This is a genomic window from Streptomyces sp. NPDC002935, assembly GCF_040611295.1.
Classification (GTDB): domain Bacteria; phylum Actinomycetota; class Actinomycetes; order Streptomycetales; family Streptomycetaceae; genus Streptomyces.
Map to the genome: position 1 here is coordinate 1 of NZ_JBEXNW010000037.1, position 23,638 is coordinate 23,638.

Below are 23,638 nucleotides of genomic sequence, written 5' to 3' on the forward strand. Positions count from 1 at the left end.
GCAGCGGCTCCCTCGGAAACCCACGTCTGATCCAACGGCGACGGGCGGATGTACCGGCACGGCCCCGACCCACAACGCACCCGGACGCCGGCCCCCCACCGGCCCCCACCCTGACGCCAGCGCGAGCGAACCCTCACGCACCCCACGGCAACCAAGCCCGAACCCGAAACCCCCCACCCCCCACCGCCCCGTGCTCAAGCCGCCCTCCCGCCAGCGTCGCCCGCTCCGTCAGCCCGATCAGCCCCTGCCCGGATCCCGGAACGTTCGGCACCTCACCCGGCGGCGCGGGATTGGCGACGGTCACGGTCAGGCCGTCTCCGGCGGCCCCGCGCACCGTCACCGTGACCTCCGCGCCGGGCGCGTGCTTGCGGGCGTTGGTCAACCCCTCCTGGGCGATGCGGTACGCGGTGCGGCCGACGGACGCGGGCACGGCGGCCGGGTCGGCGACAAGGTTGTCGAGGACGACCTTCGTCCCGGCGGAGCGCGACTCGGCGACCAGCCCGTCGAGCGCCGCGAGCGTCGGCTGCGGCCGCCCCGCGTCGTCGGAGTCCCCGGCCCGCAGCACCCCGATGATCTCGCGCAGATCCTGCAGGGCCTCGTGCGCGCTCTCCCGGATGACCCCCGCGGCCCGGGCGACCTCTTCCCGGGGCGCGTCGGGCCGGAACTCCAACGCCCCCGCGTGCACGCTCAGCAGCGTGAGCCGGTGCGCGAGCACGTCGTGCATCTCGCGCGCGATCGCCTCGCGGGCGAGCTGCTGCGCCTGCTCGGCCCGCAGCGCCGCCTCGGTCTCGGCCCGCCGCGCGCGGTCCCGCAGACTCAGCATGAGCTGGCGCTTGGACCGTACGAACATGCCCCAGCCGACCAGCGCCGAGGTGAGCAGCGCGGTGACGGCGATGGCGGCGGGGTACGGCAGGTCCGGGTCGGGCCGCAGCCAGAAGAACGCCGGGAGCAGCGCGAGCTGGACGCCGGCGACGCAGGCCACGTAGCGGAAGGGCCGGTGCACGGCGAGGGTGAAGAGGGCGACCAGGCCCGCACCGCCCGCCGTGTTCGAGACCAGCCCGACGGGGATCATGGCGACGGCGAGCCCCAGCGGCCACCGCCGCCGCAGCCAGACCGCCGCGCAGGCGAGCGCGCCGATCCACTGGTCGGCGACGGCGAGGCCGTGCGGGGTGTTCGGGTCGTCGGTCAGGGTGTTCGCGGCCGCGAGTCCGATGACGACGGCCAGCAGGAAGAGGCCGAAGTCGACGACCCAGTCGCGCAGGGTGCGCCGCGGCCGTCCGGAGCGCCGCGCACGCTCGGCGTCGGGGTCGAGTTCCGCGGCCACGGCCGAGGGCAGCAGCCAGCGCCGACCGGGGAGGGTCGGCGCGGGAACGTCACGGGGCGCGGGCGCCGGATTGTCACCACTCACGGTCGACAAATCTACGCAGCCGGGCCTTCCGCCACCTCCCCGCGAGCACCATCACCGACCAAAGTCGACCCGCTTCAGACTTTGGTCCGGCCGGGAGCGCGGCCTCCCGCGACTTCGGTCGGACATGCCTCGCCCCGCGGCCGATGTACGTGGGGGGTCCGCGGGGCGAGGGTCGTCCCATGAAGCAGCTGCTGGAGGTGCTCGGTTTTGTCGCCCTGGTTCAGGGCGTCCTCGGTCTGGTCCAGGAGATCACCGGCCGACTGCACGGGTGGGGGCTCGTGCAGCGGCTCGGCTTCCTCGACGGTTACGAGATCTACGCGAGCGCCGCACTCCTCGTACTGGCGTTCGCCTTGTTCGCGGCGGCCGAGAGCCGGAAGCCCGGCTGAACACGGACCGGACTTCCGGCGGCCCCGCCCACCGGCCGATCACGGCGGATCACGGCGGATCACTACGGGTCGCCAGGGACCACAACGGATCACGACCGACCCTGGTGATCGCCGGCGGATCAGCAGCCGAAGTTGATCAGCCTGAACGTGACGTAGTGGTCCGAGGTGTAGTAGTCCTCCAGGGTCTTCTTGCCGGTCACGATGCGACGGGCGCCACGCGTCGAGGAGCCGGGCGTCTTGACCGTGTATTCGTGGTAGTACCCGGTGGACTGGGAAGGCAGGACACCCTCCCGGTTCTGGAAGACCGCCCCGTCCTGCGAGTACGGGAAGGGGCCTCCCGACTCGATCAGGTCCAGCGTGTCGTACGCCTGGGACGGCAGCGCGCTGTAACAGATGCCGCCGACGGCGGTCGCCGCCGCGTTGGCCGGAACCACGGCGGTGCCGCCGACGAGCAGGGCGGACATGAGGGCCACAAGGGCACCGATACGAGTGGTACGTGGGGGGAATCTCATGGACCTAGAATGACGCGCGTAGACCATGACATGTCAATGTCAAGGAAACTGATTTCTCCCGCCAAGTCCGATGAATTTTCCGGGAGTTAACCTGTCGCGCGGCGCCCTCACGCGGTCCCCGAAGCCACCGGAACACCGCTCACCAGGCCCGTCACCCCGAGCCGTTCGCCCCCAGGGCGCGCTGCCCGCCGAGGCGACTCACAGGAGCTAGGAGCCGCACGGCGGGCGGCGCGCATCCGGCTAGTAACTGCCGTACGTTGGGCGGCCTTCACGCTCGTACGTGTGGATGGCGACGCCCGCGCCAGTGGTGGTGCCGCCGGCGTGCCGGACGGCGGTGGGGGCGGCGCCCTCGGCGAAGAGGCGGCGTCCGGCGCCGAGCACGACGGGGAAGGTCAGCAGGTGCAGGGTGTCGACCAGGTCGAGCGCGAACAGGGACTGGGCGAGCGCGGCGCTGCCGTGGACCTGGAGCTCGCCCTCGGTGCGCTCCTTGAGGGCGGCGACCTCTCTGCCGAGATCGCCGGTGATCACGGTGGTGCCCTCCCAGGCGGGCTGCGTGAGCGTCGAGGAGGGGACGTACTTGGGCAGGGCGTTCAGCTTGGAGGCGATCGGGTCGGCCGGGTCGGTGATCTTCGGCCAGTAGCCCGCGAAGATCTCGTATGTGCGCCTGCCCAGCAGAAAGGCGTCCACGTTAGAGAAGACGTCGGTCATGAAGCGTCCGAAGTCCTCGTCTCCGTACGGGACGCTCCAGCCGCCCTGTTCGAAACCGCCGCTCGGGTCCTCCTCGGGACCGCCCGGCGCCTGGTGGACTCCGTCGAGCGTGACGAAAGCGGTGAGCGTGAGCTTGCCCATGACGGTGCCTGCTTCCTTGCGGTGGGGTCTGTTGTCATCAGGGCAGACCCCACCGGCGCCCGCAACTCATCGGTCCCGCGACGGACCCACCCGGCATGCGTCCCACAGGTCGCGCCGGTCCTGCCGGTCCCGCCGGTCCCGCCCCGGAGCCACCCGGGATGTCTCCGAACGATCCCGCGACCGCATCACCCGGCGTTGGTCGAGAAGAGCCCGCCCGTCGGACCCTGCTTGTCGCCGCCCTGGGCCTTTCTCAGGGCGTTGGCGAGGCTCTCGATGGTGAGGGACTGAAGGATCACCCGTCCGTTGCCCTCCAGCGTGGCGAGCGACAGGCCCTCGCCGCCGAAGACCGCGTTCATCAGCCCCTGCCGGTTGAGGCCTCCGATGCGCTGGACGCCGTACTGGATGCCCTCCTCGAAGGCGACCACACAGCCCGTGTCGACCTCGATGCGGCCGCCGAAGTCGGCCGGGTTGAGGTCGATGAAATTGCCCGCGCCCGCGATGATCACCGTGCCGTGCCCGGTGAACTTCTCCAGGACGAATCCCTCACCGCCGCTTCGCCCGGTCCGGCCGCCCTGGAAGGCGATCCCGAACTGCACGCTCGACTCCGCCGCCACGAAGGCGTCCTTCTCGGCGAACCACGCGCGCGTACCGTCGAGCTCCAGGGCGCGCATCTCACCGGGCAGCACGCCCGCGAAGCCGACGGTGCCCTCGCCGCCCGTCGACGTGAAGTACTGGAACGCCAGCGACTCGCCCGCAAGGGCGCGCTGGCCGGCCTGCATGGCGGTGCCCACGGCCTGGCGCAGCATGCCGCCCATGCCACCGCCACCGCCCTGCTGCTGGCCGCCACCGCCGCCCGACGGCCCGGAGAGCCGCGTCTCCATGGTCACGTTGGTGGTCTTGAACAGGAACTTTCCCGCTTCGCAGTACACGGTCTGGCCGAGGCGCAGATTGACGACCGCCATCTGCATGGCGGTGCCGACGATTTCTTGCTGAAGAGTCACGCCAGAAGAACGCGGGAGGCGGAGCGAAGAGTTCCGGCCCATCGGGTGAGGCGCGGCGCCCCGTGCGGCGCCGGGTGAACGCGGTGTCCTTTGAGGATCTTGGCGGCCTTCGCCCGTCGGCGCTCATTCGGTGGGTGCCGGGGGACGCTTGCGTAGGGTGACTCAGCCCTGGAGTTTCATACCCTTGGGCGAGGTGAGGCCCTTGTCGGGGTGTGCACGGAACGTCGCCGTCCAGACGGTGGGCGCGCAGGATGCGCCGTTGGGGTGCTGCTCCGTCAGCGTGGCCCGGGTGCTGTCTTCGACGACGGTGCCACCGGTCTTCGCGGACGTCACGGTGAGCCGCACCGGCACGGTGGACGCACCGATGTCGTCGGGAAGTCGGACCGACAGTGAGGCGAAGGGGTCATGGGCATTGCCCGACCTCCGCTCCTCGCAGGTGCCGCGCACGCACAGTCGGATCTTCGCCGCGTCCAGGCTGCCGAAGTCGGCGGGCCGCCACACAGCGGAGACCTGCGAGTCCCCATCGGCCATGGTGCACGGCGTGTCCTGGCCGAGGAGCGAGCATCCCGTCAGGGCCGCCGCCAGCAGTGGTATGAGAAGGATTCGGCGCATGTCAGGGCCACGCTACCGTGCCGGGGAAAGGCGCTGTTGGCCAGCCCGATGCGGCGCGAGCCGCGCTCCCTGGTCGAGGCGTACGTGGTCACGTGGTGCTCGCCTTCGGGCGGCGCTTCGGGGTGCGGCTGCGGGGGCGCCGCTCAGTGGTGGGGCTGGTCTCACCTGGGGGCCGGCCGCCGGCTTCGCCGGTGATCTCGTCGGCGGGCCTCGGCCCGGGTGCGGAGTCGGTTCGGGCTTGGCGCTCAGGGGCTGTGTCCGTTCGCCGCCAGCATCGGAGGGGCGGGGCCGCTGGGATGGACGCATGACTTCTCAAGGAACCATGAACGGAACAGTGGCCCTCGTGACCGGTGGCAGCCGGGGCATCGGGGCCGCGACGGCGCTGCGTCTCGCCCGCGAGGGCGCGGACGTGGCTGTCACCTATGTGAAGGGCAAGGAGGCCGCGGAGGACGTCGTACGGAGCATCGAGGCGCTCGGGCGCAGGGGACTCGCCCTGTGCGCGGACTCCTCGGACGCGGTGGAGGCCGGCGGGGTGGTGGACCGGGTCGTCGCGGAGTTCGGAAGGCTCGACGTGCTCGTCAACAACGTCGGCGTGGGTGTTCTGGGACCGTTGGACTCCCTGTCCCTGGCGGACGTCGACCGGGTGCTCGCCGTCAATGTCCGGGGGGTCTTCCTGGCCTCCCGGGCCGCCGCGCCGCACCTCGGGGACGGCGGCCGGATCATCACGATCGGCAGCTGCATGACCCAGCGGGTCCCCGGCCCCGGGGGAACGCTCTACGCCACGAGCAAGTCCGCGCTGACCGGCCTGACCAAGGCGCTGGCGCGGGAACTGGGCGACCGCGGGATCACCGCCAACATCGTCCATCCCGGCCCGATCGACACGGACATGAACCCGGCGGACGGCCCGTACGCACCGGGCCAGTCCGCGATGACCGCCCTCGGCCGCTTCGGCGCCGCCGACGAGGTCGCCTCGATGGTCGCGTATCTGGCGGGAAGCGAGGCGGCGTATGTGACGGGGGCGGAGTTCGCGGTGGACGGAGGCCACGCGGCGTAACCGTCGAGGCCGTACCCGGCCCCGCGAATTCCGTGCGGCGTAACCCGTCGGAGCCATACCCGGCCCCGCGACCCCCGCGCGGCCTGACCCGACCCCCCACACGGCCCAAGACGTCGGAGCCGCACCCGCGTAGCTGCATGGGCCGGACCCGGAACAGGCCGGAACCCGGCACGGTCCGGACCTGTGCCGGCTTCCGGACCCGTGCCGGCTTCCGTCACCGGTGACGGCTTCCGGCCCCCGTGCCGGCCTCCGGCCCCGGTGTCGGAGCCGGAAGGCTCAGCCGCCCAGCTCCTGGTGGCGCGCCGCCAGGCGTGACGCGCCCTCCTCCGTCAGGGAGCCGAAGAGGCGCAGCCGGGAGATGCCCCCGTCCGGGTAGATGTCCACACGCGCGTGGGTCCCGACGACGGGTGCGGCGAGGGTGAAGCGGTGGTTGGTGTCGGGCTGGAGGCGGGTGCGGGGCAGGATCTCCGTCCACGCGCCTTCGTCGCCTTGGCTGCCATCGTCACCGTTCCTCACCGATACCGCCGCCCATCCCGCGCTGTTGCCCTTCAGGTACGCCGTGTCGATCTCGATGGCGCGGATCTCTGACGGGGCGACGAGCCGGTAGCTGATCCAGTCGTTGCCGTTGTCGCGGCGGCGGCGGGTCTCCCAGCCGTCGTCCATCTTGCGCGAGCGGCCGGGCTGGATGGTGTTGGTGGCGGGTGAGTAGAAGAGGTTGGACGCGTCCTCGACCTGTCCGCCGTTCTCCAGTGCGACCACGTCGAAGGTGCCGAGGGCGGACAGCCAGCGCGGGTCGGGCACGACCTCGCCGTACACGCGCAGCCGTGCGATGCCCCCGTCCGGGTGCTGGTTGACGCGCAGGTGCGTGAAGCGCTGCTCGACGGAGACGGCGAATCCGTTGGCGGCGTGACCGCCGACCGCCGTGCGCGGTACGAGGGTCGTCCACTTCACGCCGTCCGCGAGGAGTTCCTCGGGGGAGGGCGAACCGGGCACCGACGCGCCCTCGACCGACACCGCCTGCGGATAGTTGCCGCGGAAGTGGGCCGTGTCGACCACGATCCCGCGGACCACACCGGGGGCGCCGAGGCGCACCAGGGCCCAGTCGTGGTCCTCTGCGGTCGGCCACGGGTGCTCGGCCGACGCGCCGCGGCGCCGACGGGTCTCCCAGCCGTCCATGATCTTGCCCTTGTGGCCGAAGTGCTCGGGGTCGAACGCGGCGGCCCCGGGCACGAGAAGGTTCTCGCGCTCGGCGAAGAACTCGTCGTTGGCGGCGACGACCCCGGCGCCGAGCTGCCGGTCGGCGAGGTTGGCGTACTGGGTGAAGGGGAAGTCGGCGGTGCGGTAGTCCGCGTAGGGGTCGCCGCCTCCGTAGGGGTTCGCGTCTCCGGTGAACGTGGCCAAAACGGGTGTGCGCTGCGCCGTCACGATGATCGGTCTGCCTTTCTGGGTCGGCCGTTTGCGGGTGCGGTTGCGGTGCGGGTGCCGGAGTGCGGTGCGGCGGTCGGGGATGCGGATCGTGGTGGGGGGTTGGTAAGTGGTGGTGAGTAGTGGGCGGTGGAGGGGGTGGTGGGGGTGATGAGGAACGGTGATGGGTTACGGGTGGCGCGTCAGGAGGTGTCCGGCGGGCTCGGCGAACCGGCCCTCGGCCACGATGCGTTCGCCGCGCAGCCAGGTCGACTTCACGACGCCGCTGAGGGTCCTGCCCGCGTAGGCCGTCACCCGGTTGCGGTGCTGGAGGGCGGCGGGGTCGACGGTGAAGGTCTCGTCCGGGGCGAGCACGGCGAAGTCGGCGTCGCGGCCCGCCGCGATGGCGCCCTTGCGGTCGCCGAGGCCGACCAGCTCGGCCGTACGGGAGGACATCCAGCGGACCACGTCCTCCAGACCGTGGCCGCGCCCCCGGGCCTCGGTCCAGACGGCGGACAGGCTCAGCTGAAGGCCGGAGATACCGCCCCACGCGGTCGCGAAGTCGTCCGTCTTGAGGTCGGCGGTCGACGGCGAATGGTCGGTGACCACACAGTCGATCGTGCCGTCGGCCAGCGCCTGCCACAGCAGGTCCTGGTTGGCGGCCTCACGGATGGGCGGGCAGCACTTGAACTCGCTGGCGCCGTCCGGGACTTCCTCGGCGGTCAGGGTGAGGTAGTGCGGGCAGGTCTCCACGGTCAGCCGAACGCCCTCGGCCTTCGCGGCGGCGATCAGCGGAAGCGCGTCGCTCGACGACAGGTGCAGGACGTGCACGCGCGCGTCGAGGCGTCGCGCCTGCTCGATGAGGCTCTCGATGGCGGTGTCCTCGGCGTCGCGGGGACGCGAGGCGAGGAAGTCGGCGTACCTCGGGCCGGCCTTCTGCGGGGCGGCGGCGAGGTGGTGAGGGTCCTCGGCGTGCACGATCAGCAGTCCGCCGAACCCGGCGATCTCGGCGAGGGACCGGGCGAGCTGCTCCTGGTCCAGTTCGGGGAACTCCTCGACCCCGGAGGGCGACAGGAAGGCCTTGAAGCCGAAGACACCGGCGTCGTGCAGGGGCCGCAGGTCCTTGACGTTGTCGGGGAGCGCGCCGCCCCAGAAGCCGACGTCGATGTGCGCCTTCGTGCGGGCGACGTCCTTCTTCGTACGGAGGTTGCCGACCGTCGTCGTCGGCGGGAGGGAGTTGAGCGGCATGTCGATCAGGGTGGTGATGCCTCCGGCCGCCGCGGCGCGCGTCGCGGTCCAGAAGCCCTCCCACTCGGTGCGGCCGGGGTCGTTCACATGCACGTGGGTGTCGACGAGGCCAGGCAGCAGGACGTCGTCGCCGAAGTCCTCGAACCGGGCGCCTCGCGGTACCTCGGCGTCGTGCGGGAGCACGGCCGTGATCTTCCCCGCGGCGACCGCGACCGAAGCGGCGCGCGTCCCTTCGGGAGTGATGACGCGCGTCGAGCGCAGCACCAGTTCGACGTCGGACACCCGGACCCCTCTCTCTGCCGCCGTTGACTCCCGCTGTCGCCGGTTTACTTCCGCGTAACGGAATTCAACTTTCTGTTGAAGGAGTCTTCACTCCGGCCCTCGCGCCGTCAAGGGTCACTTCTCCACTCTGCCCCCGACCGGCCTCGCTCCGGATGTTTCCATACAGCGGAAGTAGAATTCCGACAAGCAGAATGTAGCTATGTACAACCTGGGAGTCGACCGACTGCCGGGTAGGCTGCGTCTCTGCCTGCCCGCCACCGCCACCGCCCCACTCGAGACTCTTCGGGTCACCCTTCTCGATCCTCTCGATTCTGCGCCCCGAAAGGACCGCCGCCGTGCCGCCGTCCAGCGCCAGCACCACCGACGCCGCCAAATCGTCCTCTTCCAGTGGCGGTGTCCAGTCCCTCGAGCGCGCCTTCGATCTGCTGGAGCGCATGGCGGACGCCGGGGGCGAGGTCGGTCTGAGTGAGCTCTCCGCGAGCAGCGGGCTGCCGCTGCCCACCATTCACCGGCTGATGCGCACCCTCGTGGTCTGCGGGTACGTACGCCAGCAGACCAACCGCAGATACGCGCTCGGCCCCCGTCTGATCCGCCTCGGCGAGTCCGCCTCCCGGCTGCTCGGCACCTGGGCCCGCCCCTATCTGGCGCGCCTGGTCGAGGAGACCGGCGAGACCGCGAACATGGCGCTGCTCGACGGCGACGAGATCGTCTACGTCGCCCAGGTGCCGTCCAAGCACTCCATGCGCATGTTCACCGAGGTGGGCCGCCGGGTGCTGCCGCACTCCACGGGCGTCGGCAAGGCGCTGCTGGCCCACACTCCGGACGACGAGGTGCGCGCGCTGCTCTCCCGTACCGGGATGCCCGCCGCCACGGAGAAGACGATCACCACGCCGGACGGCTTCCTCGCCGCACTCGTGGAGGTGCGCCGGGCCGGCTACGCGGTCGACGACAACGAGCAGGAGATCGGCGTCCGCTGCCTGGCCGTCTCCGTGCCCGACTCCCCGACCGCCGCCGCGATCTCGATCTCCGGTCCGGCCGGCCGGGTCACCGAGGCCGCCACCGAGAAGATCGTGCCGGTGCTCCAGCAGGTCGCGGCCGAGCTGTCGGAGGCCCTGGCGAGCTCGGGCCCCGGCGCCGCCTGACCGGGGCGCGGACCGACCGGGGCGCCGACCTCGTCCCGGCCGGGCGAGCCCGGACTCGCGCCCAGCTCGGCTCACCCCACCCCAGCTCAGCTCACCTCAGTCCGGCTCAGCTCAATTCGGCTCCGCTCACTTCGACTCCACTCGGCCCAGAGGCTCCGGCGAGTGCCTCCAGCCGCCCGTCCGCCATCTCCCGCACCGCGTCCGCCTCGCCGAGGTGGGCGCGGTCGTGTGTCACGAGGACGGTCGCCGTGCCGCGTTCACGGGTGAGCCGGACCAGCAGGTCGAGCACCGCCGTGCCCCGTTCGTGGTCGAGGGCGCTGGTCGGTTCGTCGACCAGGAGCACGGACGGCTCGTTGACCAGCGCGCGGGCGATGTTCACACGCTGGCGCTGACCGCCGGAGAGCTGGTGGGGACGCCGGTGCGCCAGATCGCCGAGTCCGACCGCGGCAAGCAACTCCCTTGCGCGGTCCGTCACTTGGCGCCGTCCGTCCAGGTGACCCATCACCTGGAGCTGCTCCAGCGCGGTCAGCGAGGGCAGCAGGTTCGGCTGCTGGAACACGATCCCGATCTCGCGCCGCCGCAGGACGGCCCGCTCGGCGGAGGTCAGCGTCCCCGTCTCCGTACCGCCGACGAGAACGCGCCCGCGGTCCGGGGTGACCAGGGTCGCCGCGACCGCGAGGAGGCTGGACTTGCCGGATCCCGAGGGGCCGACGACGGCCGTCATGGTTCCGGCCGGCACCTGGAGGCCGACACCGTCCAGGGCGGTCAGGCGCCCCTCACCGTCCGGGTAGGTGAGGGTGATGTCGTCGAGCGTCAGGCTCATGGGGCACTCTCTCGTGGGGTCGGTCCGGCGCTTCCGCGCGCCGTCGTCATAGGGCACTCCCCCGGCGCCCTCATCGGGCGCTTCCCAGCGCCGTCAGCGGGTCGACGGCGGTGATCCGCCGGACGGACAGGCCCGCGCCGAGCGCCCCGAGGGCGATCATCACGGCGGCGGGTCCGAGCACGGTCGGTCCGTCCAGCACGAACGGCACGTCGCCGCCCCGCACGAGTGCGCCGGCTCCGGCGGCGAGCCCCGTACCGAGCAGCGCTCCGGCGGTGAGCATCAGCAGCGCCTGGCCGAGCGCGTCGCGCAGCAGATACGGCGTGGAGGCGCCCAGCGCCTTCAGTACCGCGATGTCGGACGACCGCTGGATCGTCCAGACCGTGAAGAACGCCCCTATGACGAGCGCCGAGATGACGAAGAGGAAGCCGCGCATGAGCTGGAGCGAGCCGTTCTCGGCGCGGTAGGAGCCGATGGCGGTGAGGGCGTCGTCCCTGGTGAGGGTCTTCGTGCCGGCGGCACGGTCGGCCGCCGGCAGGTCGGCGCCGTCGGCCGTCCGCAGAGCGATCACGGTCGCGGGACCGGAGAGGTCGGTCCACACCACGGGCGTGTGGCTGTACGAGGCGTGGCCCGCGACGGCCGCGACCGTCCGCTCGGTGCCACCGAGCCGCACCCGGTCGCCTGGCCCGACCGCGAGCTCGGCGGCGGCCTTCTCGGAGAGCACCGCACGGCCGGGGGCGACCCCGGCCGGGGCGATCCCGGAGCCCGGCCGCACCGCGAAGGAGGACACCGCGGCCGTACGGTTCCCGGCGGCCGCGTTCAGGGTGCGGATGCCGATCGGCTCGGCCGAGGTGACACCCGGTCTGCCGTCCCAGGTCCGCACCGCGCGCGGGGAGACCGCCGAGCCGGTGAAGGACACCGACTGCCCCGTGGGCGGCGCGGCGAAGGCGAGGTGGTCGGCGGGCAGCCCGGTGACCGCCGAGGTGTTCTCCTCGGCGAGCCCGGCGGTCAGCCCGGACAGCAGCCCCACGAGCAGGGTGATCAGTACGACCACGGATCCCATGAGCGTGAACCGCCCCTTGGCGAACCGTAGGTCTCTCCATGCGACGAACATGCCTCCACCCTGCGGCCCGGACCGTGTCCGGGGCATCGCGCCGCGGCATGGTTCACCCGCGCCGAAAGAGGGGGCCGTGCCCGCCGGGATGCGGACCGCCCCGGACCGGAGGGAGGAGCGCCCGCGGACGGGGGAGCGAGGCCGCGCGGGCGAAGGAGGCAGCCCGCTTTCAACCTTTCGGTTGACCGGCGCCCGCCCTGACCCGCCTACCCTGGAACGACCATGAACGTCCGCCGCCCCTCCCCCGTCGTCGCCGTCCTGCGCCTGTGCCTGTACGTCCTGCTCGCGGGGCTCCTCCTGCTGGCCGCCCTGCGTTCCGGGGACAGCGGGCACCCGACGGCGGTCGTCCTGTCGGTCCTCGTGACCGGCGCGGTGCTCGTGGCGGGAGCGGTCGGCCCGGCGGTGCACCGCTCACGGCGTGCGGCCGCGCTGTGGGTGGCCGCCCTGAGCGCGAGCTGGCTGGTGCTGATCACGTTCTCGCCGGACGGGCTGTGGGTGGCGTTCCCGCTCTACTTCCTGCAGCTGCATCTGCTGCCCGTGCGCTGGAGCCTGCCGGCGGTCGCCCTGACCGCCGGGGCGGCCATCGCCAGTTTCGTGGCGCACGGCGCTCCCCTCACGCCCGGCGCGTTCATCGGACCGCTGCTCGGGGCGGCGGTCGCGGTCGCCACGGTCCTCGGGTACGAGGCGCTGTACCGGGAGAGCGAGCGCCGCCGCGAACTCATCGAGGAGCTCATCGCCGCCCGCGCCGAGCTGGCCGAGGCCGAGCGCGCCGCGGGCACGCTCGCCGAGCGGGAGCGGCTCGCCCGCGAGATCCACGACACGCTCGCCCAGGGCCTGTCCAGCATCCAGCTCCTGCTGCGCGCCGCCCAGCGTCTGCTGCCCGCGGGCTCCCCGGCGGCCCCGCACCTGGAGCAGGCCCGCTCGACCGCCCAGGACAACCTCGCCGAGGCCCGCCGCTTCGTGCGCGCCCTCACCCCTCCCGATCTGGAACACGGTTCGCTCGCGGCCGCGCTGGAGCGACTGTGCCGATCGGCCGCCGTGGACGCGCCGAAGGTCCGCTTCTCGGTGAGCGGCCCGCCGGCCGGGCTTCCGACCCCGTACGAGGTGGCCCTGCTGCGGATCGCCCAGTCGGCGCTCGGCAACACGCTGCGGCACGCCCGCGCGGACCGCGCGGAGATCACGCTCAGCTTCATGGACACCACGGTCGCGCTGGACGTGGTCGACGACGGTGTCGGCTTCGCCCCCGGCGACGTACGGCCGGACGGGGACCGTGCGGAACCGGACCCTGCGGACGGGGGCTTCGGTCTCCCCGCGATGCGCTCGCGGGCGGAGTCGCTGGGCGGGACGTTCACCGTCGAGTCGGCTCCCGGGCAGGGCACGGCGGTGGCGGTCACGCTGCCGCTGCCCGTCACCGGGGAGCCGCCGGGGACGGCGTCCGCCGACCACGGCCGGCTTCCGCTGCCGCGCGTCGTGGGGAGCCACGGGTGAGCATCCGCCTGCTGCTCGCGGACGACCATCCCGTCGTCCGCGCCGGACTGCGCGCCGTGCTGTCCGGGGAGCCCGACTTCGAGATCGTCGCGGAGGCGCCGACGGCGGAGGCCGCGGTGGAGCGCGCCGGGGCGGGCGGCGTGGACGTCGTCCTCATGGACCTTCAGTTCGGTTCCGGGATGCACGGTGCGGAGGCCACGGCGGCCATCACGGCCCGCCCCGGCGCGCCCCGTGTCCTCGTCCTCACGACGTACGACACGGACGCGGACATCCTCGCCGCGGTCGAGGCGGGCGCCTCGGGCTATCTCCTCAAGGACGCCCCGCCGGAGGAGCTGTCGGCCGCCGTGCGCACCGCCGCGTCGGGTCACTCGGCGCTCGCCCCGAGGGTCGCCGACCGTCTCATGGACCGGATGCGCACCCCCGCCGCCGCCCTCAGCAGACGCGAACTGGAAGTCCTCGAACTGGTCAAGGACGGTCTCTCGAACCAGCAGATCAGCAAGAAGCTGTTCCTGAGCCAGGCGACCGTGAAGTCCCACCTGGTGCACATCTACGCGAAGTTGGGCGTGGACTCCCGCACGTCGGCGGTGGCGGCGGCCACCGAACGAGGCGTCATCCGCAGACACGGCTGAGGGGGGCCGAGGCGGTGCCGGACACGCCCCCCGGGGGGCTCGGGCGACCCAAGCCCGGGGTCAGCGCAGGCTTCGGTGAGGGGGTTCTCCGAAGAGTTCCACCGCGCTGCGGACGTCCGCGAGACGGGTCGCCAGGGCGCTGACCGAGCCGATCGCGCCCGCGACCAGGAGGAGGGAGCGGCGCAGCCGGGGGATCTCGGGGTCGCCTCCGGCGGCCATCGCGGCGAGGGCCGCGAGCTCGTCCTCGGCGATGCCGCGGTCGGGGAACTCGGCCGGATGCGCGGCGAGTTCACGGCGCAGCCGGGAGACGGCGGTCCGTAGCTCCGCCACCCTCGGGTCCTCGTCGCTGCCGGTCACTGGCCTCTGCCCCAAGCTCCGCAACACAGCTCTCCCCCTCGCACGCCGTTGTGCGTCGGTCCGTCCTCGGTCGGCTCCAGCTCCCCGTGGCGGTGGTCGGGCGCCGGGGGACGCGGGCCAGTAAACGCCACCCGATGCGCCGGGCGCCACTGCGCGGACCGAAATTCAGCCCAGGGACACTGGAGTGACGGCCCGGGTTCCGGGGCGTCGTCCCGCCCGGTCGGGTATGCAGGGGACATGACGGAGAACAAGGACGAGGTGGCCGGGCTGCTGCTGGCGGCCGGCGGCGGACGGCGCCTCGGGGGCCGCCCCAAGGCACTCCTGTCCCACCGGGGACGCCCCCTCGTCGAACACGCGGTCGGGGTGCTGCGCGCCGGCGGCTGCACCCGCGTCCATGTCGTCCTCGGCGCCCGGGCCGATGACGTACGGGATCAGGCGTCGCTGCCCGGGTGTGTCCTCGTGGACAACCCTCGGTGGGAGGAGGGCATGGGCTCCTCGCTGCGGGCGGGTCTCGCCTCGCTGGCGGACTCGGGCGCGCGTGCCGCGCTGGTGTCGCTGGTCGACCAGCCGGGGATCGGCCGGGAGGCGGTGGCCCGGGTGCTCGCCGCGTACGCCTCCCCGCTGTCGCTCGCCGCGGCGGCCTACGACGGGGAACGCGGCCACCCGGTGCTCTTCGGGGCCGGCCACTGGGCCGGAATCGCGGCGACGGCCACCGGCGACCGGGGCGCCCGCGCCTATCTGAAGGCCCACGAGGACACGGTCACCCTCGTCGAGTGCGGGGATGTGGCGCGGGCGTACGACATCGACACGGAGGCCGACCTGGTCCACCTTGAGTGAACGGGATGGCACCGAGCGCCACCTTCTGTCGACCCGGAGAATCTCGACATCAACAAACCATTGAACTTCCACCATGAGGAAACTAGTATCCACTGCTCAGAAGCGCCCCGTCGTGTCGAGGGCGCCCGGCGCCATCCCCGCGCGCCACGGCACCGGGTGCCAGGCGCGGTGGCGCCGCACATGGTTCGCTCGCATGGCCCGTACACAGCTCGCCCGCACGTAGCTCGCTGAAGGAAGTGACAGCTCATGTCCGCACCAGCGCCGTCCCCGCTGGCCATCGTCGACGCCGAGCCCCTGCCCCGGCAGGAAGAGGTCCTCACCGACGCGGCCCTCGGCTTCGTGGCCGAGCTGCACCGGCTGTTCACGCCCCGGCGTGACGAGCTCCTCGCCCGCCGCGCGGAGCGCCGCGCCGAGATCGCCCGCACCTCCACGCTCGACTTCCTCCCGGAGACCGCCGCGATCCGCGCGGACGACTCCTGGAAGGTGGCCCCCGCTCCGGCCGCGCTGAACGACCGCCGTGTCGAGATCACCGGCCCCACCGACCGCAAGATGACCATCAACGCTCTCAACTCCGGTGCCCGGGTGTGGCTCGCGGACTTCGAGGACGCCTCGGCGCCCACCTGGGAGAACGTGGTCCTCGGCCAGCTCAACCTGATCGACGCCTACACCCGCGCCATCGACTTCACCGACCCGGGCTCCGGCAAGTCGTACGCCCTGAAGGCGAACGAGGAACTCGCGACCGTCGTGATGCGGCCACGCGGCTGGCACCTGAACGAGCGTCACCTCGTCGCCGCCGACGGCACGCCCGTGCCCGGCGCGCTGGTCGACTTCGGCCTGTACTTCTTCCACAACGCGCGGCGGCTGCTCGACCTCGGCAAGGGCCCGTACTTCTACCTGCCGAAGACGGAGTCGCACCTCGAAGCCCGCCTGTGGAACGACGTGTTCGTCTTCGCGCAGGACTACGTCGGCATCCCGCAGGGCACGGTCCGCGCGACCGTCCTCATCGAGACGATCACGGCCGCGTACGAGATGGACGAGATCCTCTACGAACTCCGCGACCACGCCTCCGGGTTGAACGCCGGCCGCTGGGACTACCTCTTCTCCATCGTCAAGAACTTCCGTGACGGCGGTACCAAGTTCGTCCTGCCGGACCGCAACGCGGTGACGATGACGGCCCCGTTCATGCGCGCGTACACCGAACTCCTCGTCCGCACCTGCCACAGGCGCGGCGCCCACGCGATCGGCGGCATGGCCGCCTTCATCCCCTCGCGGCGCGACGAAGAGGTCAACAAGGTCGCCTTCGAGAAGGTCAAGGCCGACAAGGACCGTGAGGCGGGCGACGGCTTCGACGGCTCGTGGGTGGCCCACCCCGACCTCGTCCCGATCGCGATGGCCTCCTTCGACGCCGTGCTCGGCGACCGGCCGAACCAGAAGGACCGGCTGCGCGAGGACGTGTCGGTCGCGCCCGGCGACCTCATCGCCGTCGACTCGCTCGACGCCCGGCCGACGTACGACGGTCTGGTCAACGCCGTGCAGGTCGGCATCCGTTACATCGAGGCCTGGCTGCGCGGCCTCGGCGCGGTCGCCATCTTCAACCTCATGGAGGACGCCGCCACCGCCGAGATCTCGCGCTCGCAGATCTGGCAGTGGATCAACGCCGGTGTCGTCTTCGAGCACGACGGGAAGACCGTGGCCGCCACCCCGGAGCTGACCCGCGAGATCGCCGCGCGGGAACTCGCGGACATCCGCGCCGAGATCGGCGAGGAGGCCTTCGCGGCCGGCCGCTGGCAGCAGGCGCACGACCTGCTCCTGACGGTCGCGCTGGACGAGGACTACGCGGACTTCCTGACGCTGCCCGCGTACGAGCAGCTCGCCGACTGACCCGGTCCCGGCCGACCGGCGACCGACGACCGCTGCCTCAGTTCACCGGTCTCACTTCGCCGGTCTCAGTTCGCCGGTCCGTCCGAGTGGCCCAGGGATCTCTCCGGGGCCACTCGGTCGCGTACCAGGCGCTTGACCGCCGTGGGCTCGGGGAACCCCTGCTCGCGGCGGTCCCAGACCACCTCGTCGTCGACCCGTACGACGAAGACGCCGCCGGTGCCGGGCTTCAGGGACAGCTCGTCGAGCTCCGCCTCGAAAGTGGTGAGCAGTTCCTGCGCCAGCCAGGCCGCGCGGGGCAGCCAGCGGCACTGGGTGCAGTACTCGATCTGGACACGCCGACCCTCTGTCATCCGAGATGCACCGACCAATCCTGTTCCGCCGCCGGTTTGCCGTGCAGATCCGGGACCCGCTTGAGCCAGTCGGGCCGCCCCCGCTGGGTCCGCTCCGCGCGATCGGCGTCCTCGGCGGCGAGCTGCTCGCGGCTCGGGAAGTCCGTGGGCAGCCAGGCGGCGGAGGCGCGGACGCGGGCGAGGAGATAGCCGACGTAGGCCTCGCGGACCGCGCCCGGGCTCGCGAAGCCGGGCTCGTCCGTGAGCCAGGCGTCGGGCACCTCGGCCAGGACCGAGCGCAGCAGTTCCTCCGTCACCCGGGGCGCGAGCTCGGCGTCGGCCGCGCGGGTGTCCGGGTGGTGGCCGCCGAGCGCGTGGCGCCGGAAGTCGTACGCCTTCTCCGGCGACGAGGCGTCCCAGCGGTGGTGGAAGACGAGGGCGGCGCCGTGGTCGATCAGCCAGAGCCGGGGCGGCGCGATACCGAAGGTGGGCCAGACCATCAGGTTCGAGCTGTGCACCGTGCGGTCCACGTTGACCGTCAGGGCGTCCAGCCAGATCACCTTGCCCGCCTCCAGCGGGTCCACGGGGAAGGTCCGCGCGATCTCCGGGGTGAAGTCCTTCGCGCCCGGCAGGTAGTCCATGCCGAGGTTGAGCCCGGCACTGGCCCGGAGCAGGTCCTGGACCTCCTGGTGGGGCTCGTGCCCGCCGACGGCCGGATCGAAGTGGACGAGCACCAGCTCGGGGAAGCGCAGCCCGAGGGCGCGGGCCAGCTCACCGACGATGATCTCGGCGACCAGCGCCTTGTGGCCCTGGGCGGCACCGGTGAACTTCACGACGTAGGTCCCCAGGTCGTCGGCCTCGACGACTCCGGGCACGGAGCCGCCCGCCGTCAGCGGGGTCACGTATCGAACAGCGTTCACGTCGCGGAGCACACCTGACACTGTAAATCAGCTCGTCGCCCCGGCCCGGGCATCAGGTGCCGGCCAGGGGGTTCGGCAGTGGCACATACCGCGCGTCGGCGCCGTCCGCGCCCGTCCAGCGGAGCAGCAGATTGGTCTTGCCCGGGAGGGTGGGCGAGGAGAGCAGCGCGGTGATCTCGGGGAGGTCGTGGTCCGCGGCGTGGCGGTGGAGTTCCCGTCGTACGGCGGGCCAGAGGTCCGCGCCCGGGAACCGCTCGGCGAGGAGGGCGGCCAGCTCGGCGAGGTGGTTGACCACCAGGCAGTACACGAGCCGTTCCCAGCCGGCCGCGCGGGTCACCCCCGGCAGCAGTTTCACTCCCTCCGCGTCCCGGAACAGTGCCTGGACGGGCATGCCGTCACCGTCCACGGCCACCACGGTGTTCTGCAGATGGGCCTCGACGACGACTCCGTGGTGTGCGAACGCCTCCAGCACCGGGGGCACCACCTGGCGGAGGTACGCGGCCCACCAGGCCGAGGGGTCGGTGAGCCGGTCGAGCGGGCTGCCGTCGAAGCCTTCCACGAGGGCGGCGGCGAGCAGTGGGGTGGCGCCGGGCACGAGGTGGTCGCGCAGTCCGTCGCGGCCCAGGACGGCGAGTTCCTCGAAGGCGAAGTCGGCGGTGCGGTAGCCGCGGTCGCTCAGCCAGGCGGCGGGCCCCCGCAGGGCGTCGAAGGCGGCCGCGGTCGCCGCGTCGGTGGCGCGCATCTTCAGCAGGTCGTGCTTCCACAGCCGGCGGATGTCGTTGGTGATGCGCACATCGAGGCTGAACTTGACGAACAGGTCGTCCTCGGGGGCGTAGAGCGTGCGGATGGCGGCCGTCGGCCACAGCGGGCGGGCGGTGGGTCCGAGGCGGACGAGCCGGCCGTCGGCGAAGGCGTCCCGGATCGCCGGGCGGGCGCCGGTCAGGTCGAGCTGCCAGGGGTGGGCGGGCAGCAGCCGGTAGCCGGGCGGGGCCTGGCCCAGCGCGTCGAGCGGCCTCGTGTCGCCCTCCTCGACGACCGCGTCCTCGCGCACCGCGAGCAGCTCCAGCGGGAAGCGGGCGTATGCCTCGGGGGCGTACGGCAGCCAGCCGGCGGCCGGGCCGCCGCCGCGGGCCTTGGGCGCCGGGTGGTACGGGTGCCCCATGATCAGGGACTGCTCGGAGCGCAGGTACGGGTCCTCGGGCGGCGTCGTGCGGGCGCGGGCGCCGAGGAGGGCCGCGACGACGTTCCTGCTGTCGGTCATCTCGGCGGGCAGCCCGGGGTTGGCCAGGCCGGTGCGGCGGAGCAGTTCCTCGGCGGCGAGCGCGACCAGTTCCGGGTGGGTGAGCCGCCGCCAGGTCCCGTCGGCGTACACCTCGGGTTCGACGGGGCGCCGTGTCCCGCGTACGCGCAGTGTCCGGCCACCGGAGCGGAACCGGTGGACGCCCGGCTCCCGCGTGGGTTCCGCCAGTTCGCGAAGGAGACAATTGAGCAACGGCGCGGCGGCGTACGCGTCGGCGGCCTCGTCCATGTCGCCCTGGATGAGCTGGGCGAACACGGTCGGCTTGAAATCCACGCGATCCATCCGGTCCATTCGATTCATACGGTGCACTGGTGATCAGTATGTCTGCCCCGGCGGACGATCTCGACGCAGTCCCCGTACCCAAGGAGCCCGCCTGTGCACCGTCCCTCCACGCCCGACACCGAGGCGGCGTTCGCCGACGAACTGAGCGTCGTACGCCCCGGTCTGTCGGCGCCGTACGCGGAGGCTCTGCCCGGAGCGCGGGCGGCCGTGCTGACCCGTCTGTGGCGTGCGCTGGCGTACGAGCCGCTGCCGTGGATCGCCCGCCGCGAGGCCGGCCGCGACGGCCTCACGCTCCGGCTGACGGACGGCCGCCGGCTGCACGGACCGCACGCCGACCCGTACGCCACCTCCGGTTACGTCACCGAAGTGCGGCTCGATGAGCGGACGTACGACCGTCCGGAGCTGCTCGTCGACGCCCTCGGCGTGCCGCACGGTCCCGCCTTCGCCGCCGAACTCGCCGACAGCGTGGCCTCCTTGGCGCTGTCGCGGGCGGACCGGGCGTCCGACGACTCCCCCGGAGCGCCCGAGGCGAGCTGGGTGTGGGAGCAGCGGATCGTCGACGGGCATCCTTATCACCCCAACTGCCGTGCGCGGCCCGGGTTCTCGGTGGCCGAGCAGCTCGCGTACGGGCCGGAGCACCGGCCGTCGGTGGAGTTGGGCCTGGTGGCGGTGGACGGTGCTCTCGTCACGGGCGAGTGGCCGAAGTGGCTGCGGGACGGGGAGCGCGTGCTGATCCCGGTGCATCCCTGGCAGAGCGCTCATGTGCTGGACGCGCCGGTCCAGGAGGGCTTCGCCGCCCGCCCGTTGATGTCTCTGCGCACCCTCGCGGTGCCGGACGGACAGCATGTGAAGACGGCGTTGAGCGCCCGGCTGACCTCGTCGGTGCGGGACATCTCGGTGTACTCGGTGGAGACGGCCGGCACGGTCTCGGCGTTCATGGAGGAGATGACGGCACGCCTGGACGCGCCGCTGCACATCACCCGCACGCTCGGCGCGGCCACCGCCGGTTTCCCCGATCTCGCGGCGGTGGTGCGGGAGTCGCCGGACGGGTACGCGGGTGCGGGCGAGCGGTGCGTGCCGGTGGCGGCCCTTCCGCTGACCCCGCTGCCCGAAAAGGCTTCCTGGCTGGCGGAGTTCACCCTGCTCGTGCTCACCGTGGGCCTGGAGCTGCTGGAGCTCGGGGTGGCCCTGGAGGCGCACGGCCAGAACCTGCTCGTGATCCTCGACCGTGCCGGTTCCCCCGTCCGGCTCGTCTACCGTGACCTGGCCGACATCCGGGTGAGCCCGGCCCGGCTGGCCCGCCACGGCATCCCGCTCCCGCGGCTGTCCGGACGCATCGTCACGGACGACGAGACCGCCCTGCGCCGCAAGCTCTTCGGTTCCCTCGTCGGCGGCGCGCTGGGCGCGACGGCGGGCTCGGCGGCCGCGCTGCGCGAGGCCCTCGAAACGGTCGCACCGGACCTTCCGCGCACCGCGGACCTCCCCGCGCTCCTCGGCGAGCCGTTGCCCACCAAGGCGCTGACATTGATGCGCCTGTCCCCCGAGACCCCCGGTGACCTGTGGACACGTCTTCCTCAGCCACTCGCCGGACCCGGCTCGTCGTGAAGCGGGACACCTCTCGTTTTTACGCGCGGCACCTTTGATCAATAGGATCCGCCGATGATCACAAGACAACGGCTGGCGGCGGGCGTCTGCGCCCTGCTCGCCGCCCTGGCCGCCGGGATCGCCTTCCCGGCCGGAGCGGTCGCCGACGAAACCACGGCGACCGCTCCCAAGGTCGAACTCCTGCTGGACGTCAGCGGTTCGATGCGGGCCCGGGACATCGACGGCGAGTCGCGGATGTCCGCGGCGAAGCAGGCGTTCAACGAAGTGCTCGACGCGACGCCGGAGGAGGTGCAGCTCGGCATCCGCACCCTCGGCGCCAACTATCCGGGGGACGACCGCAAGACGGGCTGCAAGGACACGGCCCAGCTCTACCCGGTGGGGACCCTGGACCGCACCGAGGCCAAGACCGCCGTCGCGACCCTCAACCCGACCGGCTGGACCCCGATAGGCCCCGCCCTGCTCAAGGCGGCCGACGACCTCGAAGGCGGTGAGGGCACCCGTCGCATCGTGCTGATCAGCGACGGCGAGGACACCTGCCAGCCGCTCGATCCGTGCCAGGTGGCCCGCGAGATCGCGGCCAAGGGCATCAACCTGACCATCGACACGCTGGGGCTGGTCCCCAACGTCAAGGTGAGCAAGCAGCTGAGCTGCATCGCCGAGGCCACCGGTGGCACGTACACCTCGGTGGAGCACAAGGAGCAACTCAGCGATCGCGTGAACCAGTTGGTGGACCGTGCCGCCGATCCGGTGGTGAAGCCGGTGGCCGTGGAGGGCACCGACTCGTGCACCGGCGCGCCCGCCGTCAAGTCGGGCCTCTACACCGACCGTGAGGAGTTCGCGCAGCACCGCTGGTACCGCGTGGAGGTCGAGCCGGGCAAGGAGCTGCGTGCCTCGGTGAGCATCGCGGCCGACCGTCAGGTCAACCCCGACTACGGGGTGTTGCTGCGTGCCGTCACCGTGCACGGCCGGGAGATCGTGCGCGGCGAGGCGGCCGGGAACGGCCGCACCGATGTCGTCTCGACCGGTCTGCGCTATCCGAAGGCCGAGAGCGACGACGAGAACGCGGCCGCCGAGGTCGTGTGTCTGCAGGTTTCCAACTCCTTCTCGGCCGCGTCGGGTGTGAAGACCACGCCCGGACTGCCGCTGGAGCTGACCGTCGACGTCGTCGACGGCCCCGACCAGGCGGGTGACGTGGCCTCCTTCGGCCTCGGGCGCGGCTGGTGGCTGCTCGGCGCCCTGGTGCTGACCGGCTTCCTCGCCGGTGTGCTGTGGGGCTGGATCTCCCGCTGGCGGTTCTCGGTCTGGAGGACCAACTGATGCGTATCCGACGTGTGCTGAGCACCGCCGTGCTACTCGCGGGGGTCGCCGCGGCGCCCGCGCTGCTCGGAGCGGCCGCTTCCCCGGCCGTCGCCGACTCCTCACCGTCCGCGAGCCCCTCGGGTGACGACTCCGCGCCCACCGAGGCCGGTACGTCGTTCCGTACAGCGACCGAGATCGAACAGGACACGCAGGCCACCGCCGGCGGTTCCACGGGTGACTACCTGTACTGGTCGTTCCCCGCGGACGCCGGGCAGCGGCCCACCGTGAAGGCGACGGTGAAGCTGCCCGAGGCGTCCAAGCGCGCCTCCTCCCAGACCTGGCAGATCGACGTGTACGACGGTCTGCGGCGCCGTCAGGCCTGCCAGTACGGGGCGCAGACCCGGACGGTGGCGACGGACGCGGCCTCCGTGGAGCTGTCCTGCACCCTGCGTACGGTTCGCGCCTGGTCGGAGACCTGGGCCGACGACCCGCTGCCGGGCACCTATTACATCCGGCTCACGGCCACCGGCCTGGGGGCGGCGGACCTGGGTCTGCCGCTGAGCACGGAAGTCCGGGTGGACTCCAAGGACATCGGCGGTTCGGCCGCGGTCGACGGCTCGCTCGCCAAGCCGTTGGTCCCGGGCATCGCCACCGCGGCCGAGAAGTCCGACGAGGAGTCCGACTCCCCGACGGCGGCGCTGTCCTCGCTCGAACCCGACGACGGCTGGACCAGCGGCTGGTGGTCCGACCGCTGGGTGTGGACCGCGGTCGGCGGCATCCTCGCGGCCCTCGCGGGCATCGGCGGATACGCGCTGACGCGGGGCACCGGACGTCCTTCGCGGATCCCGCCGGGCGCCTGACCCGTACGACGGCTGAGGC

At 72.4% G+C, this 23,638-nt stretch carries 23 protein-coding genes; 10 read left to right on the forward strand and 13 right to left on the reverse strand.

Features of this window, described 5'->3' with window-relative positions; genetic code table 11:
* Window positions 1-133 precede the first annotated feature (133 nt).
* The gene (locus tag ABZX90_RS35265) at window positions 134-1,408 is read right to left on the reverse strand and encodes a sensor histidine kinase (RefSeq protein WP_355211842.1); all 1,275 of its coding nucleotides are present in this window, start codon (window positions 1,406-1,408) and stop codon (window positions 134-136) included.
* A 179-nt stretch (window positions 1,409-1,587) separates the two neighbouring features.
* Between ABZX90_RS35265 and ABZX90_RS35270 the strand changes: the two genes are divergently transcribed.
* On the forward strand, window positions 1,588-1,794 hold the full coding sequence (locus ABZX90_RS35270) for a hypothetical protein (RefSeq protein ID WP_355211845.1): 207 nt from the start codon (window positions 1,588-1,590) through the stop codon (window positions 1,792-1,794).
* Between the two features lie 119 nt (window positions 1,795-1,913).
* Here the strand turns inward: ABZX90_RS35270 and ABZX90_RS35275 are convergent, their stop codons facing one another.
* From ABZX90_RS35275 to ABZX90_RS35290, 4 genes are all read right to left on the reverse strand, one after another.
* Window positions 1,914-2,306, reverse strand: coding sequence for a ribonuclease (locus ABZX90_RS35275; RefSeq protein ID WP_351132606.1), 393 nt, complete (start codon window positions 2,304-2,306; stop codon window positions 1,914-1,916).
* A gap of 240 nt (window positions 2,307-2,546) precedes the next feature.
* Window positions 2,547-3,155, reverse strand: coding sequence for a dihydrofolate reductase family protein (locus tag ABZX90_RS35280; protein WP_355211849.1), 609 nt, complete (start codon window positions 3,153-3,155; stop codon window positions 2,547-2,549).
* Window positions 3,156-3,340: 185 nt separating this feature from the next.
* Window positions 3,341-4,156 (reverse strand): AIM24 family protein, encoded by an 816-nt coding sequence (locus ABZX90_RS35285; RefSeq protein WP_355211852.1) that lies wholly within the window; start codon window positions 4,154-4,156, stop codon window positions 3,341-3,343.
* Between the two features lie 162 nt (window positions 4,157-4,318).
* Window positions 4,319-4,768: a hypothetical protein gene (locus ABZX90_RS35290; RefSeq protein ID WP_355211855.1), complete on the reverse strand. Its 450-nt coding sequence runs from the start codon at window positions 4,766-4,768 to the stop codon at window positions 4,319-4,321.
* Between the two features lie 322 nt (window positions 4,769-5,090).
* On the opposite strand from ABZX90_RS35290, the gene ABZX90_RS35295 reads away from it, so the two are divergent.
* Window positions 5,091-5,822: an SDR family oxidoreductase gene (locus ABZX90_RS35295; protein WP_351132614.1), complete on the forward strand. Its 732-nt coding sequence runs from the start codon at window positions 5,091-5,093 to the stop codon at window positions 5,820-5,822.
* Window positions 5,823-6,098: 276 nt separating this feature from the next.
* Here the strand turns inward: ABZX90_RS35295 and alc are convergent, their stop codons facing one another.
* Together alc and allB are read right to left on the reverse strand one after the other, a co-directional pair.
* On the reverse strand, window positions 6,099-7,247 hold the full coding sequence (alc, locus tag ABZX90_RS35300; RefSeq protein WP_355211859.1) for an allantoicase: 1,149 nt from the start codon (window positions 7,245-7,247) through the stop codon (window positions 6,099-6,101).
* A gap of 168 nt (window positions 7,248-7,415) precedes the next feature.
* Window positions 7,416-8,756, reverse strand: a complete 1,341-nt coding sequence (gene allB / locus ABZX90_RS35305) for an allantoinase AllB (protein WP_351132618.1) — start codon at window positions 8,754-8,756, stop codon at window positions 7,416-7,418.
* Between the two features lie 335 nt (window positions 8,757-9,091).
* Here allB and ABZX90_RS35310 point away from each other — a divergent pair, with 335 nt between their 5' ends.
* Window positions 9,092-9,898: an IclR family transcriptional regulator gene (locus tag ABZX90_RS35310; protein WP_351132620.1), complete on the forward strand. Its 807-nt coding sequence runs from the start codon at window positions 9,092-9,094 to the stop codon at window positions 9,896-9,898.
* A gap of 106 nt (window positions 9,899-10,004) precedes the next feature.
* On the opposite strand, the gene ABZX90_RS35315 is transcribed toward ABZX90_RS35310, so the two are convergent.
* Together ABZX90_RS35315 and ABZX90_RS35320 are read right to left on the reverse strand one after the other, a co-directional pair.
* A complete protein-coding gene (locus ABZX90_RS35315) occupies window positions 10,005-10,721 on the reverse strand; it encodes an ABC transporter ATP-binding protein (protein ID WP_355211864.1) in 717 nt (238 codons plus the stop codon).
* A 70-nt stretch (window positions 10,722-10,791) separates the two neighbouring features.
* Window positions 10,792-11,832, reverse strand: a complete 1,041-nt coding sequence (locus tag ABZX90_RS35320) for an FtsX-like permease family protein (RefSeq protein ID WP_355211867.1) — start codon at window positions 11,830-11,832, stop codon at window positions 10,792-10,794.
* Window positions 11,833-12,054: 222 nt separating this feature from the next.
* Between ABZX90_RS35320 and ABZX90_RS35325 the strand changes: the two genes are divergently transcribed.
* Together ABZX90_RS35325 and ABZX90_RS35330 are read left to right on the forward strand one after the other, a co-directional pair.
* Window positions 12,055-13,320 (forward strand): sensor histidine kinase, encoded by a 1,266-nt coding sequence (locus ABZX90_RS35325; RefSeq protein ID WP_355211870.1) that lies wholly within the window; start codon window positions 12,055-12,057, stop codon window positions 13,318-13,320.
* Window positions 13,317-13,949: a response regulator transcription factor gene (locus ABZX90_RS35330; protein ID WP_355211873.1), complete on the forward strand. Its 633-nt coding sequence runs from the start codon at window positions 13,317-13,319 to the stop codon at window positions 13,947-13,949. The genes ABZX90_RS35325 and ABZX90_RS35330 overlap by 4 nt, the downstream gene beginning before the upstream one ends.
* A 60-nt stretch (window positions 13,950-14,009) precedes the next feature.
* Here ABZX90_RS35330 and ABZX90_RS35335 read toward each other — a convergent pair whose 3' ends face one another.
* Window positions 14,010-14,333, reverse strand: coding sequence for a DUF5955 family protein (locus ABZX90_RS35335; protein WP_351132630.1), 324 nt, complete (start codon window positions 14,331-14,333; stop codon window positions 14,010-14,012).
* 210 nt (window positions 14,334-14,543) lie between these two features.
* Between ABZX90_RS35335 and ABZX90_RS35340 the strand changes: the two genes are divergently transcribed.
* Both ABZX90_RS35340 and aceB read left to right on the forward strand, forming a co-directional pair.
* The gene (locus tag ABZX90_RS35340; RefSeq protein WP_351132632.1) at window positions 14,544-15,143 is read left to right on the forward strand and encodes a nucleotidyltransferase family protein; all 600 of its coding nucleotides are present in this window, start codon (window positions 14,544-14,546) and stop codon (window positions 15,141-15,143) included.
* Window positions 15,144-15,389: 246 nt separating this feature from the next.
* Window positions 15,390-17,024, forward strand: a complete 1,635-nt coding sequence (gene aceB, locus ABZX90_RS35345) for a malate synthase A (RefSeq protein WP_355211877.1) — start codon at window positions 15,390-15,392, stop codon at window positions 17,022-17,024.
* A gap of 65 nt (window positions 17,025-17,089) precedes the next feature.
* Here the strand turns inward: aceB and ABZX90_RS35350 are convergent, their stop codons facing one another.
* Genes ABZX90_RS35350 through ABZX90_RS35360 form a run of 3 tightly spaced genes read right to left on the reverse strand, consistent with a single transcriptional unit; the run spans window position 17,090 to window position 19,855 of the window.
* Complete coding sequence (locus ABZX90_RS35350) at window positions 17,090-17,374, reverse strand: SelT/SelW/SelH family protein (protein WP_355211880.1); 285 nt, start codon at window positions 17,372-17,374, stop codon at window positions 17,090-17,092.
* Window positions 17,371-18,285 (reverse strand): HipA family kinase, encoded by a 915-nt coding sequence (locus ABZX90_RS35355; RefSeq protein WP_351132637.1) that lies wholly within the window; start codon window positions 18,283-18,285, stop codon window positions 17,371-17,373. Before ABZX90_RS35355 ends, ABZX90_RS35350 begins: the two co-directional genes overlap by 4 nt.
* A 40-nt stretch (window positions 18,286-18,325) precedes the next feature.
* Entirely contained in the window at window positions 18,326-19,855 is a 1,530-nt protein-coding gene (locus ABZX90_RS35360; RefSeq protein ID WP_355211883.1) for an IucA/IucC family protein, read from the reverse strand.
* 93 nt (window positions 19,856-19,948) lie between these two features.
* Here ABZX90_RS35360 and ABZX90_RS35365 point away from each other — a divergent pair, with 93 nt between their 5' ends.
* Genes ABZX90_RS35365 through ABZX90_RS35375 form a run of 3 tightly spaced genes read left to right on the forward strand, consistent with a single transcriptional unit; the run spans window position 19,949 to window position 23,619 of the window.
* Window positions 19,949-21,460 (forward strand): IucA/IucC family protein, encoded by a 1,512-nt coding sequence (locus tag ABZX90_RS35365; protein WP_355211886.1) that lies wholly within the window; start codon window positions 19,949-19,951, stop codon window positions 21,458-21,460.
* Between the two features lie 54 nt (window positions 21,461-21,514).
* A complete protein-coding gene (locus tag ABZX90_RS35370) occupies window positions 21,515-22,777 on the forward strand; it encodes a VWA domain-containing protein (RefSeq protein WP_351132641.1) in 1,263 nt (420 codons plus the stop codon).
* Window positions 22,777-23,619, forward strand: a complete 843-nt coding sequence (locus ABZX90_RS35375) for a hypothetical protein (protein ID WP_351132643.1) — start codon at window positions 22,777-22,779, stop codon at window positions 23,617-23,619. The genes ABZX90_RS35370 and ABZX90_RS35375 overlap by 1 nt, the downstream gene beginning before the upstream one ends.
* Window positions 23,620-23,638: the final 19 nt, after the last annotated feature.

Coding starts and splice junctions, on each gene's coding strand:
- ABZX90_RS35270 (WP_355211845.1), top strand. CDS start 1,588: ATGAAGCAGCTGCTGGAGGTGCTCGGTTTTGTCGCCCTGGTTCAGGGC.
- ABZX90_RS35275 (WP_351132606.1), bottom strand. CDS start 2,306: ATGAGATTCCCCCCACGTACCACTCGTATCGGTGCCCTTGTGGCCCTC.
- ABZX90_RS35280 (WP_355211849.1), bottom strand. CDS start 3,155: ATGGGCAAGCTCACGCTCACCGCTTTCGTCACGCTCGACGGAGTCCAC.
- ABZX90_RS35290 (WP_355211855.1), bottom strand. CDS start 4,768: ATGCGCCGAATCCTTCTCATACCACTGCTGGCGGCGGCCCTGACGGGA.
- ABZX90_RS35295 (WP_351132614.1), top strand. CDS start 5,091: ATGAACGGAACAGTGGCCCTCGTGACCGGTGGCAGCCGGGGCATCGGG.
- ABZX90_RS35315 (WP_355211864.1), bottom strand. CDS start 10,721: ATGAGCCTGACGCTCGACGACATCACCCTCACCTACCCGGACGGTGAG.
- ABZX90_RS35320 (WP_355211867.1), bottom strand. CDS start 11,832: ATGTTCGTCGCATGGAGAGACCTACGGTTCGCCAAGGGGCGGTTCACG.
- ABZX90_RS35325 (WP_355211870.1), top strand. CDS start 12,055: ATGAACGTCCGCCGCCCCTCCCCCGTCGTCGCCGTCCTGCGCCTGTGC.
- ABZX90_RS35340 (WP_351132632.1), top strand. CDS start 14,544: ATGACGGAGAACAAGGACGAGGTGGCCGGGCTGCTGCTGGCGGCCGGC.
- aceB (WP_355211877.1), top strand. CDS start 15,390: ATGTCCGCACCAGCGCCGTCCCCGCTGGCCATCGTCGACGCCGAGCCC.
- ABZX90_RS35350 (WP_355211880.1), bottom strand. CDS start 17,374: ATGACAGAGGGTCGGCGTGTCCAGATCGAGTACTGCACCCAGTGCCGC.
- ABZX90_RS35360 (WP_355211883.1), bottom strand. CDS start 19,855: ATGGATCGCGTGGATTTCAAGCCGACCGTGTTCGCCCAGCTCATCCAG.
- ABZX90_RS35370 (WP_351132641.1), top strand. CDS start 21,515: ATGATCACAAGACAACGGCTGGCGGCGGGCGTCTGCGCCCTGCTCGCC.
- ABZX90_RS35375 (WP_351132643.1), top strand. CDS start 22,777: ATGCGTATCCGACGTGTGCTGAGCACCGCCGTGCTACTCGCGGGGGTC.